15 protein-coding genes are annotated in these 12,452 nt (G+C 41.8%); all 15 read left to right on the forward strand.

Annotated features, from left to right (window positions below):
* Positions 1-8 precede the first annotated feature (8 nt).
* The 15 genes from KFV11_RS05320 to KFV11_RS05390 all read left to right on the forward strand — a co-directional run bounded on the left by KFV11_RS05320 (position 9) and on the right by KFV11_RS05390 (position 12,400).
* Positions 9-347, forward strand: a complete 339-nt coding sequence (locus KFV11_RS05320; RefSeq protein WP_254250553.1) for a hypothetical protein — start codon at positions 9-11, stop codon at positions 345-347.
* Complete coding sequence (locus KFV11_RS05325) at positions 340-498, forward strand: hypothetical protein (RefSeq protein ID WP_254250554.1); 159 nt, start codon at positions 340-342, stop codon at positions 496-498. Before KFV11_RS05320 ends, KFV11_RS05325 begins: the two co-directional genes overlap by 8 nt.
* 38 nt (positions 499-536) lie before the next feature.
* On the forward strand, positions 537-809 hold the full coding sequence (locus KFV11_RS05330; RefSeq protein ID WP_254250555.1) for a hypothetical protein: 273 nt from the start codon (positions 537-539) through the stop codon (positions 807-809).
* 32 nt (positions 810-841) lie between these two features.
* On the forward strand, positions 842-1,336 hold the full coding sequence (locus KFV11_RS05335; RefSeq protein WP_254250556.1) for a phage holin family protein: 495 nt from the start codon (positions 842-844) through the stop codon (positions 1,334-1,336).
* Between the two features lie 38 nt (positions 1,337-1,374).
* Positions 1,375-2,736 (forward strand): N-acetylmuramoyl-L-alanine amidase, encoded by a 1,362-nt coding sequence (locus KFV11_RS05340; RefSeq protein WP_254250557.1) that lies wholly within the window; start codon positions 1,375-1,377, stop codon positions 2,734-2,736.
* Between the two features lie 118 nt (positions 2,737-2,854).
* Positions 2,855-4,069: a hypothetical protein gene (locus KFV11_RS05345; RefSeq protein ID WP_254250558.1), complete on the forward strand. Its 1,215-nt coding sequence runs from the start codon at positions 2,855-2,857 to the stop codon at positions 4,067-4,069.
* Between the two features lie 211 nt (positions 4,070-4,280).
* Positions 4,281-4,496, forward strand: coding sequence for a hypothetical protein (locus KFV11_RS05350; RefSeq protein ID WP_254250559.1), 216 nt, complete (start codon positions 4,281-4,283; stop codon positions 4,494-4,496).
* A 489-nt stretch (positions 4,497-4,985) separates the two neighbouring features.
* The gene (locus KFV11_RS05355) at positions 4,986-5,657 is read left to right on the forward strand and encodes a response regulator transcription factor (protein WP_254250560.1); all 672 of its coding nucleotides are present in this window, start codon (positions 4,986-4,988) and stop codon (positions 5,655-5,657) included.
* A gap of 4 nt (positions 5,658-5,661) precedes the next feature.
* The gene (locus tag KFV11_RS05360; RefSeq protein ID WP_436970227.1) at positions 5,662-6,573 is read left to right on the forward strand and encodes a sensor histidine kinase; all 912 of its coding nucleotides are present in this window, start codon (positions 5,662-5,664) and stop codon (positions 6,571-6,573) included.
* 92 nt (positions 6,574-6,665) lie between these two features.
* Positions 6,666-7,418, forward strand: coding sequence for an ABC transporter ATP-binding protein (locus KFV11_RS05365; protein ID WP_149458797.1), 753 nt, complete (start codon positions 6,666-6,668; stop codon positions 7,416-7,418).
* Between the two features lies 1 nt (position 7,419).
* Positions 7,420-9,384 carry an FtsX-like permease family protein gene (locus KFV11_RS05370; protein WP_254250561.1) on the forward strand — a complete coding sequence of 655 codons (1,965 nt, stop codon included), beginning with the start codon at positions 7,420-7,422 and terminating at the stop codon, positions 9,382-9,384.
* Positions 9,385-9,456: 72 nt separating this feature from the next.
* Positions 9,457-10,410, forward strand: coding sequence for a family 20 glycosylhydrolase (locus tag KFV11_RS05375; RefSeq protein ID WP_254250562.1), 954 nt, complete (start codon positions 9,457-9,459; stop codon positions 10,408-10,410).
* A 109-nt stretch (positions 10,411-10,519) separates the two neighbouring features.
* Positions 10,520-10,990 (forward strand): alpha/beta fold hydrolase, encoded by a 471-nt coding sequence (locus KFV11_RS05380; protein WP_254250563.1) that lies wholly within the window; start codon positions 10,520-10,522, stop codon positions 10,988-10,990.
* 2 nt (positions 10,991-10,992) lie between these two features.
* A complete protein-coding gene (locus KFV11_RS05385) occupies positions 10,993-11,367 on the forward strand; it encodes a hypothetical protein (protein WP_254250564.1) in 375 nt (124 codons plus the stop codon).
* Position 11,368: 1 nt separating this feature from the next.
* Positions 11,369-12,400 carry a S66 family peptidase gene (locus KFV11_RS05390; protein ID WP_149458793.1) on the forward strand — a complete coding sequence of 344 codons (1,032 nt, stop codon included), beginning with the start codon at positions 11,369-11,371 and terminating at the stop codon, positions 12,398-12,400.
* Positions 12,401-12,452 lie beyond the last annotated feature (52 nt).

Below are 12,452 nucleotides of genomic sequence, written 5' to 3' on the forward strand. Positions count from 1 at the left end.
AACTAATATTGATTACAACATACACTATTAATGATGCCAGCCAGCACAACGATTTGATGAAACTGATTATTGACCCGACTCAAATTGAAGAAGACGGCAGTTTCACAGCATGCGAACTAAGTAATATTAACGACCCCTCACAATTGCAGGGGTTTATATTTATTATCGATAAAAACACAGCCGAACAGCTTGATAAAATTATCGTTAAAATGCAGGGGTTTAAACCTTTTTTAGATGTTAAAGAGGGCGAGATATACGATGATAAAGCCTATCTTTCATCTGTAAAGGAACGCATTGCACATCTCGAAAAAGAACTGGAAGCAGAAAGGGCGAAGTTAAATGAATAGAAACTATGAGAAAGAGTTAGGAATCACACAGCAGAAACTGACTGAAGCATTAGCTAGAGAAGTCATGTTGACAGCGATGCTGGATGACAAGAACAATGAGTTAGAACAACTGAAACAACAGATCGATAATCAAGAGGCTGCTGAAAAGTAGTCTCTTTTTTATAAATAAAAAAAATGGAGGAATGGAAAATGAGTGAATTTGTTAAGCAGGAAGTAAAGTACTTTGTTGCCCGTCTCAATACGACTACTGAGAAAGAAGAAGTGATGCAGTACCAGAGCTATAACGGCACGTACATGCCGACGGATGACCTGAAAAACGGCACGGTGTTCGTGGAACTTGAAAAGGCCAACAAGCTGAAAGAGATGCTGACGATGATGGCACAGTTTACAGGTGCGACCTATGAGTATTACGTGCTGCAGGAAGACAGCAATGTCAAACGCGTGGATGAGCCTCTGACTTAGGTTAGGGGTTATTAATTAAAGGAGCGTGGAGAATGGATAAGGTAATTTTTGTGACAGAATCAGATACATTCAAACAATTTTTTTACAATGGAGATTTGTTTCTAATTAAGGCGCTCATCATTTTGATGATAGCTGACATTGCAACGGGTGTAATGAAAGCATTCGTGGCAGGTAATCTGTGGTCAAGAAAATCGCTGTTTGGCTATGCCCGTAAGATGTTGGTATTTTGCATTATTATTCTGGCCAACATCATTGATCAGATTATAAACATGGAGGGCGGGCTAGTAAAGTTAACGATTATGTTTTACATTGCCAACGAGGGATTAAGTATTTTTGAAAACGCAGTACAGTTAGGATTACCGGTACCACAGGAATTAAAAGAAAAATTGGCAGTGATTAGTGACGGCAAATCATCTATACGGACAGAGATTAAGGAAGAGTTTTCGACAAATAATACACCTGATCTACCGGGCGGAGAACTCAACGTAAACGTTAAAGTACAGCCTGAAAAAAATGAAGATTTATAAGGCGGCCAATAGGTCGTCTTTTTATATGGAGGTAAGCGATGAAAACGACTAAAGAGTTGAGCGACCGTCTCGATTGGTACATCGGCAAGTACATTGATCCGGATAAAAAGTATGGTTTTCAATGTGCCGACTTACCGACCGATTTAGTCAAATGGGCCACTGGCATATTAATGACGGGTAACGCCCGTGACTTGATTTACAACGACTTTAAAGGTCAAGCGGATGTTCTTATAAACATACCTGAACTCGAGATATTAAAAGGCGACATCTTGATTTATTCGCATGGTCGTTTTGACAACAAATATGGACACGTTGCAATCGCATATAAAAACATCACGCTGCAATCATGTATTGTACTTGAGCAAAATTGGGACGATGACGCAGATACACCGGTTACGCCACGACTGGATTATTACGAGGGACTATCGCACGTTATCAGAATAAAATTTAAAAAAGATGGAGGAATTACAATGACTAAAAACGCAAAAATGAAATACGCAATTATTACTGATCATACAAAAGGGCTGCCACAAATTCCGTACCGGAATGGCGTTGGACGTCCTGAAGGTGTAGTCGGTCACGAAACAGCCAATCCCAACTCTACAATCGATGGCGAGATTGCATACATGCGAGCCAACTGGCAGAATGCTTTTGTACATGCCTATGCAGGTAATAAAAAAATCGTTGAAGTCGCTAACACGGATTACGTCGCATGGGGTGCTGGCCCGACTGCCAATGGTCGTTTCATCCACATCGAGCTTGTGCGTTATAAATCAAAAGCGGATGCAATGGCAGCAATCGACAGATGGATTTTTTACATGGCTTATCAAATTTACTGGTACAATCTACTTGCTGATGATGCGGCAGATGGGGCAGGCACTGTCTGGTCACATGACGCAGTAAGTAAATACTTAGGCGGCACTGATCATAGCGACCCGATTGAGTACCTCAAAAGTTGGGGCATCACATGGACACAGGTCGCTAAAAAAGTAGCTGAGTACGTCAATTCACTTTACAAAGGCGATTCAACTAAGGTTAAAGCGATTGGCGAGAATACAGCACAGGCTGTACAATCAGCAACTAAAGTAACAGCTAAGCCGACAGTCGATAAAAACGTCAGCTTTCCGCTCAACAAATACCGTTACCGGTCACCTGAAGCGTATGTGAAAGGGCGGATTGACAGTGACGGCGCTGAAGTACGGAAACGTACAGGCAGCCAATCTACCGGATTTAAATTTGATAAAAAAGCCGGATATGATTTACAGCCGGGTGATGAGGTTTATATCTTTGAGACTCACAACGGATTTGGTCGCATCTATACGGACGCACTCACAGGCAAAGGGTCGAATGATTGGATCTGGCTCGAACGTTTAAAAATTGATAAAATATTTAAAGCATAATTTTAAAGCCGTCTATCTTAACAGGGTGGGCGGCTTTTTTTGTTTCTATAGAATTTATGTTCTGACTATCGAGAAAGATATTGGAAAGTTACAATGTTAGAAAAAGGGGGAAGGAATTATGACTTCAGAAATATGTATTATGAATAGCTTAGGCATCGTGTTAGCAGCTGATAGTGCTGTTACAATCAGTGGAGGACAGTCAGCTAAAACATATAACACAGTCAATAAATTATTCAGTTTAAATAAGCATGATATAGGCATTATGATCAATGGCAATGCCAATTTCAATAAATTATCCTTGGGTATTGTTATAAAGGAATTCAAAAAAACATTAGGAGATGGAAAATTAACAACAGTAGAAGAATATGCGTCAAGATTTATAAATTTTTTAGACTCATTCCCAGAAGCGAAAACAACATTTGCTGAGATTGAAATGATAACAAGTTATTCTCATCAATTATTAGAGTACGTATTGGAAAAGTCGCAAATGCTAATTAACAATGTTTTAGCCTCAGAAGGAAAAATCGACAATGATCAAGTTCGACAAATAGTTTTACACAGTATCACCGAGGTATATAATATAATAGCGTCTGGTACAAATATTGTTTTTGACATAGATAAGGACTACTTGCTCTCAAATTATCAAGAGCTTATACATACTCAAATAAATATGGTCTTTAATAATGAGATACCTGACGATAAGATAAAACTAGCTTTTGTAAATCTTGTTTTTTTAACATTACAATCTGATTTCGAAATAATTAGTAAAAGCTCTTTAGTTATAGCTGGTTATGGAAATCAGGAAGTGCTTCCATCGATGGTAGAATTGGAGTTGCATGGTAGTTTTAACGGGAACATACTATATTTACGTAAGCGAACTTCTTATATTAGTATTGAAGAGAATAAGTTATCTGCAATAATTCCTTTTGCACAAACGGATATGATAGATACAGTTGTTAATGGCTCACATCCGTTTGTCGATGAGCATATTGCAAAAACAATAAATGACTCTTCTTTGAATGAAGATGAAAAAAATGCTATCATGTCTAAAATAGATGAATTCAAATTTTCGAAATTCACTCATCCATTTGAAGAGACTATTGTTCATTTGCCGTTGGAAGAATTGCCTCACATGGCTGAAACGCTTATTAATCTCACATCATTCAAAAGAAAGTACTCACAGAATATTGAAAGTGTTGGTGGCCCTGTCGATATCTTGACTATTACAAAAGGTGAAGGTCCTATATGGATTAACAGGAAGCATTATTTTGACGCTAAGCATAATATTGAGTATTTAAATAGAAAGGGTGGTTATAATGTTATTGAGCAATGACATAAGACATAATAAGGACTTATTAGCTTTCAATATTCAAAATAATCAACATCGCAACATTACCTTACGGGAAAGAATGAAAAATGAAAATAGATTGAAAGAGATTGAAAAAGAAAGAAATATTTTTCTAGAAGGTATAAAAGCAATGAATCGACATAATAGTTCAAATAAATAAACCGCCGATTTTAGTTTTAAATAGGGAGTGAGTAATGTGACAAGTGAAGAAATAAGAATGAAGATTTCTAAAAATCTCGAAAAATATCGATTAGAGAATGGTTACACGATTAAAGAATTTGCTGCTTTCGCAGAGGTGACTCCAGAAGAATATAATGAATCTATAAACTTAAATCGTGATTTCTTAGCTTACGAATTAATCAATATTTCTGAATGCACAAATGTTAAACTTAATGATATATTTTATAATTAATTTATAGTTATTTGAGTCCATTTTTCTTAACAAATGATTTTGGACTCATACTTGGACTCACCACTTTAAATTTATGTATATTTTTAAAAACTATTAACTTGATTTAATGGTATTTTATACTCTATAAAACTGTATGAAATTTTATTATAGTATATAGAACCCAAGTGTCAGAATGGGAACGCGATCAATACATGAAGCAGTACTAATAGAGTTTAGCCTTAGAGCGATGTCGCTTTAAGGCTTTTTTATTTTGAGTCCATATTTAATTAAATATAATAAAATCGTCTACACTTGATTTAACAATCACCTCCCTCATAGGAGTTGTCCTAGACGATTCAGTCATGAATCAACTCCAGTTAACGCCTTATGTTATTTCTTTTTTGCAGCAGTCTTCTCTGCACTGACTGAATATAAGTGCTGGGTCAAACAGCTGATATATTGCATGCTTTAAGTTATACTTTTATAAGGAACAAGCAACGAGGTGAGATGGTGAAAATTTTAATAATAGAAGATGATTCAGTCATTGCGCGTTCATTAGCAGCTGAACTCGACAGATGGCAGTACGACACTTACACTGTTGAAAACTTTAATAATATTATGTCAACTTATAATGAAGTTAATCCGCACTTAGTGCTGTTAGATATAAATCTGCCGTCATTCAATGGTTATCACTGGTGCCAGGAAATCCGGAAGACATCCAATGTGCCGATTATTTTTATCAGTTCGCGGACTGACAGCATGGATCAAGTGATGGCCATGCAGATGGGCGGCGATGATTTTATCGAGAAGCCGTTCAATATGTCGGTAACCATCAGCAAGATTCAGGCACTGCTGCGCCGGACATATGATTTCACAGAAGCACGTCATGATTTGACGGTGGGTGACTGCAGGCTGGCAGCCGATGAAGCAAAGTTATACAGAGAAGATGCATCGGTTGGTCTGACACTTACTGAACTGCAGATAGTGTCCCTGTTATTTCAGAGGGCGGGCAAGTTTGTCAGCCGTAACGCATTGATTGAGAAGTGCTGGGAATCTGAGCACTTCATAGATGATAATACGCTTGCGGTCAACATGACGCGGCTGCGCAAGAAACTGAGTACGCTCGGCCTAACGGATTTTATCGAGACGAAGAAAAACGTCGGCTACCGGATTGAGGGGTGATGGCGTGACAACGTTTCTCCGCCGGAAAACACCAGAACTGCTGATGATTGGTTTAACGTTATTATTGTTTTTGAGTATTTTTATCTTATTTGACCTGCCGCTTGACGTCTATATCATCGCTGCAAGTATCGTGCTGTTTATTAGTGTGATCTACTGGATCATTGCGTTCATTACTTTTAAGAAGGAGATGAAGCTTGCTGATGAGCTCCGCGAGAATCAGGCACTGCTGAAACAGCTGCGGAACGAACATAATGACTACCGGGATGAAGTGGAGTCCTACTTTCTGCTCTGGGTGCACCAAATGAAGACACCGATCACAGCAGTGAAATTACTGCTGGAGCATCCGGACGATGATATGATCAGTCTAGTGCGGCAGGAAGTGCTGCAGATCGATAACTATACGAATCTGACACTCAGTTATTTAAAGCTCATGAATACGACGACTGATATGACATTCAGTCAAGTCAAGCTGGATGATCTGATCCTCCCGCTGCTGAAGAAATATTCGATTCTCTTTATTCATTACCATACAAAGCTGCACTATGAGCCGATTGACGATTTCGTCCTGACGGATGCCAGATGGTCATCAATCATGGTTGACCAGCTGCTGAACAATGCGCTTAAATATGCGCGCGGCGGCGATATATGGATCACTTTTGACAACAGAGAACATCAGCTTGATATCCGTGATAATGGAGTCGGTATCAGCGACACTGATCTGCCGAAGATTTTTGACCGCGGTTTCTCAGGCTTCAACGGACGGCTGAATGATAAGTCAAGCGGACTCGGTCTTTATATTACTAGTACAGTGGGCCGCCGGTTGAATCAGCCGGTCACCGTCAAGTCAAATGCAGGGCAGGGCTCCACATTTACTATTCACTTTAAGTCTCCGCAGTCCAACCTTTCATTTTTGTAAGATAGCGACGGCTGGTTGTAAGAATAGATAAAGGCAGCCGCGTTTTCTGTCGAGTAACCTATAAGTATCAACAGAAAGGAAAGGTGAGGACAATGACATTACTTAATATTAAAAACGTAAAAAAAGTATACGGCAAAGGCAGCAATCAGACAACAGCACTGCGCCAAATGAACTTCTCGATCCACGAGGGTGAGTTTGTCGCGCTCATGGGGGAGTCCGGTTCAGGGAAGTCAACGCTGCTCAATATCATCGCGACGTTCGATCAGCCGACAGAAGGTTCGGTCACTATCGCCGGACAGGAAATCGGGCAGCTGGCAGACAAGGAAATCGCAAAGTTCCGGCGTGAGACGCTTGGATTTGTCTTCCAGGATTTCAATGTGCTGCATACGATGACGAACCGTGACAACATACTGATGCCGCTTGTGTTATCCAACGTGAAACCCAGTGCGATGAATCAGCGGCTTGAACCGCTTGCAGCGCAGCTTGGTATCAGCAGCCTGCTTGATAAATATCCGTATCAGTTATCCGGCGGCCAGCAGCAGCGGGTGGCGATTGCGCGGGCCTTAATTACAAAGCCGTCAGTACTGCTGGCAGATGAGCCGACAGGAGCACTGGATTCCAGGACATCAAATGATATTATGTCACTCTTCAGGATGATCAACGACAACAATCAGACAATTCTGATGGTCACGCATTCAGTCATCGATGCAGCGGCGGCGGACCGTGTGCTCTTCATTAAGGATGGCGTGCTGTATCATGAGATATATAGAGGTCAGGATAAGCCTGCAGCGTTTCAAAAGCGTATCTCTGACAGTCTGGCGATGCTGAACGAAAGAGGTGAGTGATTTGAAACTCAGTCTGCTCTGGAAACTTGTCGTTAAAAACTTTCAAGCTTTGAAACAGATCATTATTCCGTTTGTCCTGGCAGCAAGTGTCATGTTCGGTCTTGAGTATATCATGCTGTCTCTTATGGGAAATGACTTCATTAAGCAGCGTCATGCGAGTCTGCCGCTTATTCTGAAGTATGCGAATATCATGACGACACTGCTTGCCGCTGTGTTTGTCATTTATGCCAACCGCTTCGTCATGAAACAGCGGAAGCAGGAGTTTGCGCTGAACATGGTGCTCGGCATGGAGAAGAAGCACATAAGACTGATACTGCTGCTTGAGATGGCTGTGCAGTACGTCATCATCAGTGTTATCAGTGTTGCCGGCGGCTATCTTTTCGGCAATCTGATCTTTATGGTATTGAACCGGCTCGTTAAGTCGTCCGGTATCACATTGATGGACTATCCATTTGATTTTAAAGGAATGATAATAACACTCGCCCTGCTGGCAGCTGTCATGCTGGTGTTATTCATCATTAACAGCTGGATACTTTCAAGACAAAGTCCGGCTCATTTAATGCAGAGCAAGAAAGCCGGCGAAAAGAAGATGAAGAAATGGGTCATTATCATGCTGCTTATCATCGGTGCCTCCGCTCTGGGCTACGGCTACTACATCGCGCTGTCTGCCCAAGGTGTCATCAATTCACTGCAGCGGATCTTTCTGGCAGTGCTCGTCGTGACGATAGGAACATATTTACTGTTCATGTCGCTTACCATCCTTATTCTGCAGACCCTGCAGAACATACCGGCGATTTACTATCATCCGGTCAGATTCCTGTCAATCTCCGGACTGCTGGCACGGATGAAAGCCAATGCAGTCAGCCTGGCAAGCATCACCATGCTTGTCACCTTTCTTATTGTGACAATCGGCATGTCCTTAACGACGTACCGTGGTATAGAGTCCAATGTTAATTCCCAGTTTAAGCAGGATTATATAACGACTGTTTATGAGTATAATAAGGATGGTTCAGCGCCGAAGACACTTAAAGCGATGATGGCAGATATAGAAGACATTACAACTATTGACCACTTCAATGTGAAACCGACTATGTCGGTCTGCATGAGCAATGTGAACGGCACATTGAAAACAATCAATCAGGCCGTAGCAAAAACGAATTCCAAAAACTTAATATGTGCTTTCTTTGTGACAGAGCAGGGGCATAATGCGGTGATAGGCGAACGGTTATCATTGAAAGACGGACAGATTGCTTTAAGTGCTAATACGCAACGCTTTAATGACTATCGGACACTGACACTGGGCAAAAAAACGTATGATGTTGTTCCTCTAAAACACCAGTATATTGGAGGAGAAATTGCGATTGATGCGATGTATATCGTCGTCAAAGATATGCCGGCACTTGAACAGATGGCCGAGATTTTTACTGCAGACATCGGTACAATAATGACATTTAACGCAGTGAGCGATAAAAAGGCACTTGATAAACAGCTTGATCATTTCAGGAAGAAATATGGTGTGCAGCTGGAGGAGAAGCAGGAGACACAGAACAGACTGTATGAAATCAATGGAGGTCTGGTGTTTATCGGCCTGGTTGTTTCTATTGTGCTGCTCGTCGGCATGTTCCTTATCCTATACTACAAACAGATTGCTGAAGGCTATGAAGATCAGGGGAACTATGACATCATGAAAAAAGTGGGACTGCCTCATGCGCTTATTAAAAAGACGATCAACACGCAGATTCTCTTTATCTTCTTACTGCCGATTAGTATCGGCGTCATTCATACGGCGTTTGCATCGAACATCATCTTCCAGCTGCTTGGTCTGCTAGGCATCAGGGACCATCTGCTGTTCATGACCAGCTACTTAAGTGTTATCGCGGTCATTATGCTGGTCTACGGGGTGATGTACTGGATAACATCCAAAATTTACTTCGGCATCATCAATGCAGCAAAGACGGGAAAATAAGCGGAAACTTCCGCTTATTTTTTGTTTACACCTGAAGACAGCGTGTATACATGAAGTAAAGGAGTGATACACATGAATCAACAGCATGGTGTCGTCATCGACTGTGCAAGACGTTACTGCTCAGTCGACGTTCTGACGGCTGTTATAGATGAACTGGCGGCTGGTAAAGGTGATTTTCTGCAGCTGCATTTCTCGGATAACGAAGGATACGGCATAGCTTCTGACTACTTAGCGCTGAACAGCGGGGAAACGAATCCGGACTATTTGACACAGCAGGAAGTGACAGGTCTGATTCATTACGCAAATGACAGAAACATTCAGGTCATACCGGACTTTGATGTACCGGCACATTCGAAGTACTGGCTGGAACGTCATCAGGAGCTTTATCCGCAGCATGTCATTCAGACGGATTTTGATGAGACAGTCGTTGATTATTTTGGCAATGAAGCGGCAGTGGCTGCCGTCAAGCAGATGATCGATGACATCACGGCTCTGTTTCAGCAGCGGGGACTGCAGCGTCTAGTGATCGGCGCAGACGAAGTTCCGGGAAGCGGAAGCTATCAGCAGGACTATATTCATTTCATCAACACCATCGCTGACTATGTGACTGAACAAGGATATACGCCTGCCATCTGGAATGACGGCGTGACAACAGACGGGCTAAAGAGCTTAGCGCCGAATGTTGAGATTCTATACTGGCAGCAGCCGGAACAAGGGCTGACAGCTGATGAGTTCCTCAGCAGTCAGCGGGCAGTCTATAACTACAACTTCTACACAGCAGCATTTCTGCCGAATGTGCAGCGCAGCGAACAGGCTGTTCATGAACAGGCGGCTTACATCAAGAATCAACACAGACTGACCCGCTTCTGTCACCATGACGATCCATATTATGCAGCTGCCGCCAGTAACATAGCAGGATCTGCTATGACATTCTGGAATGAAGAGGCGGCAGGATTAAGCGATGAAGAGCTGCTTTTACAACTAGTGCCGCTGATACGTGCATTTTTACAGACAGCGAGACAATGACATTGATTAAGGAGCGTTGAGAAGACCATTGATCCCTGGTATTTAAAATACCGGGGATTTATTGTAAACTTAAAAGAAGAAATATTCAGATAATAAAAGGAGTGATGTGGTGAAATATTCTGTTGAAACGATAGGAGAAGGAGAACCTATCATCTTTTTGCCGGCAGGTGGTTTTAAAGGTAATGAAGGACTGATTATTGCTGATTATTTAAAAGATAGCTTTAAAACGTATTTACTTGATTTACCAGGCTACGGAGCAAGTGAAGGTATTCCTGGCAGGATCAACACACAAGCTGTAGCGGACTGGCTGAAAGGCTTTCTGGATGAAGCTGATATAGCATGCGTGACACTTATCGGCCATTCTATAGGCGGAGCGCTGGCACTCATGTTCGCTTTGCATTATCCAGATAGAGTGAACCGTTTAATTCTGCTTGATCAGGGCCACAAAAAATTTCCGAACATACCTTTTGCTGAATTCGGCAAGTTCGCGCTGCTGCTGCCTTTGCTCAATCTAGGTGTCTCTCTTATAAAAAGGCCGCTGCTAATAAGACTGCTGCCATTTTTACGGCACCAGCAGTAGAAGTGAACGGCCAGGAAGTCGAAAACTTCTGCAGGCGGATGAAGCTGACGCCGTCTCCTTATATTACCGCAGCACTAAAAACTGATGCAGAGCTGTCAGCTGAAGGGTTAAATCTGCTGTTCGCTTATTACAACGTTAATCAGCCGCAGCTACTTAACCATATTAAAGTAGAGACGCTTCTTATATACGGTACATTTAAGGATGTGAATGACAAAGAGAAGAAACGGACGGAGCAGGCTGTCACAACAGTGAATACATACAAGGCGCCAATTAAAACAATAGCGGTCGAAGGCGGTCACTACGTCTTATGGGAAGATGATTTCCCTTGGTCAGACGTCAGACAATTTCTAACAGCAGGAATAACAAAGGAGGAATGAGATGATTAAACCACAGAAACTTAAGCGCGGAGATACTGTAGCGATCGTCTCTTTGTCGAGCGGGATGGCAGGAGAAGATGCATTTCTTTGGAGGACAGAACAGGGGATTAAACGGCTCGAAGAAGTATTTGGCCTGCAGGTGAAGGTGATGCCTCATGCACTGAAGGGGACTGATTATATTTACCACCATCCGGAGAAGCGGGCGGAAGATCTGCATAATGCACTTAAAGACCCGGCAGTAAAAGCGATAATTTGTGCTATCGGCGGCAATGAATCTATACGGCTGCTGCCTTATATTGACTTCGAAACGATTAAAACGAATCCTAAGATTTTTACGGGCTATTCAGACAGCACAATTGGACATTTGATGTTCTATTTAAGCGGTGTCTCTTCAAGCTATGGACCTGCGCTGCTGACAGATTTTGCTGAGAATATCGCAATGGATGATTACACGGTAGCGAGCATTCATCAGACATGGTTTTCTAGCAAAGTGATAGGAGAGATCATGACGTCGTCCACTGTACGAGAAGTAGGTTTAAAGTGGACACCGGAGAATCAGTTCACTGCTCGGAGGCAGCTGCCAAACAATAGCTATGAAGTGATTAGTGGTCAAGGCATAGTACAAGGACATCTCATAGGCGGCTGTATTGAATCATTGTCTGACCTTCGTGGTACTTCGTTATTCCCGGAACTGCATCATTTTGAAGGTGCTATTTTATTTCTGGAGACCAGTGAAGAATATATATCTGCTGAAACGCTCGAATCCTATTTAAGAACTTTTGCGGTCATGGGAATCATGGACAAAGTCAACGGCATCATCGTCGGAAGACCACAGAACGGTGTTTTTTATGAAGCGTATAAAGAAGTCTATCAGCTGATAATGAAAGAATGTCAATGTGACCACAAACCTATTTTATACAATGCAAGCTTCGGGCATAATGAACCTAAATTTATTCTGCCTTATGGACTGCAGGCTGAAATCAATGCTTATGAGAAAAACTTTACTATTTTAGAGAATGCAGTCATCGATTAAACAATGTGAGAGTAACAGCTGACAAATAGCTGTTACTCTCTTACATTTGTTA

The sequence above is a fragment of the Macrococcus equipercicus genome, from assembly GCF_024205945.1.
GTDB lineage: Bacteria > Bacillota > Bacilli > Staphylococcales > Staphylococcaceae > Macrococcus > Macrococcus equipercicus.

What these genes read in the sequence shown, in the direction of transcription:
- KFV11_RS05340 (WP_254250557.1), top strand. Translation starts at nt 1,375, where the DNA reads ATGAAAACGACTAAAGAGTTGAGCGACCGTCTCGATTGGTACATCGGC.
- KFV11_RS05325 (WP_254250554.1), top strand. Translation starts at nt 340, where the DNA reads ATGAATAGAAACTATGAGAAAGAGTTAGGAATCACACAGCAGAAACTG.
- KFV11_RS05365 (WP_149458797.1), top strand. Translation starts at nt 6,666, where the DNA reads ATGACATTACTTAATATTAAAAACGTAAAAAAAGTATACGGCAAAGGC.
- KFV11_RS05390 (WP_149458793.1), top strand. Translation starts at nt 11,369, where the DNA reads ATGATTAAACCACAGAAACTTAAGCGCGGAGATACTGTAGCGATCGTC.
- KFV11_RS05375 (WP_254250562.1), top strand. Translation starts at nt 9,457, where the DNA reads ATGAATCAACAGCATGGTGTCGTCATCGACTGTGCAAGACGTTACTGC.
- KFV11_RS05335 (WP_254250556.1), top strand. Translation starts at nt 842, where the DNA reads ATGGATAAGGTAATTTTTGTGACAGAATCAGATACATTCAAACAATTT.
- KFV11_RS05345 (WP_254250558.1), top strand. Translation starts at nt 2,855, where the DNA reads ATGACTTCAGAAATATGTATTATGAATAGCTTAGGCATCGTGTTAGCA.
- KFV11_RS05330 (WP_254250555.1), top strand. Translation starts at nt 537, where the DNA reads ATGAGTGAATTTGTTAAGCAGGAAGTAAAGTACTTTGTTGCCCGTCTC.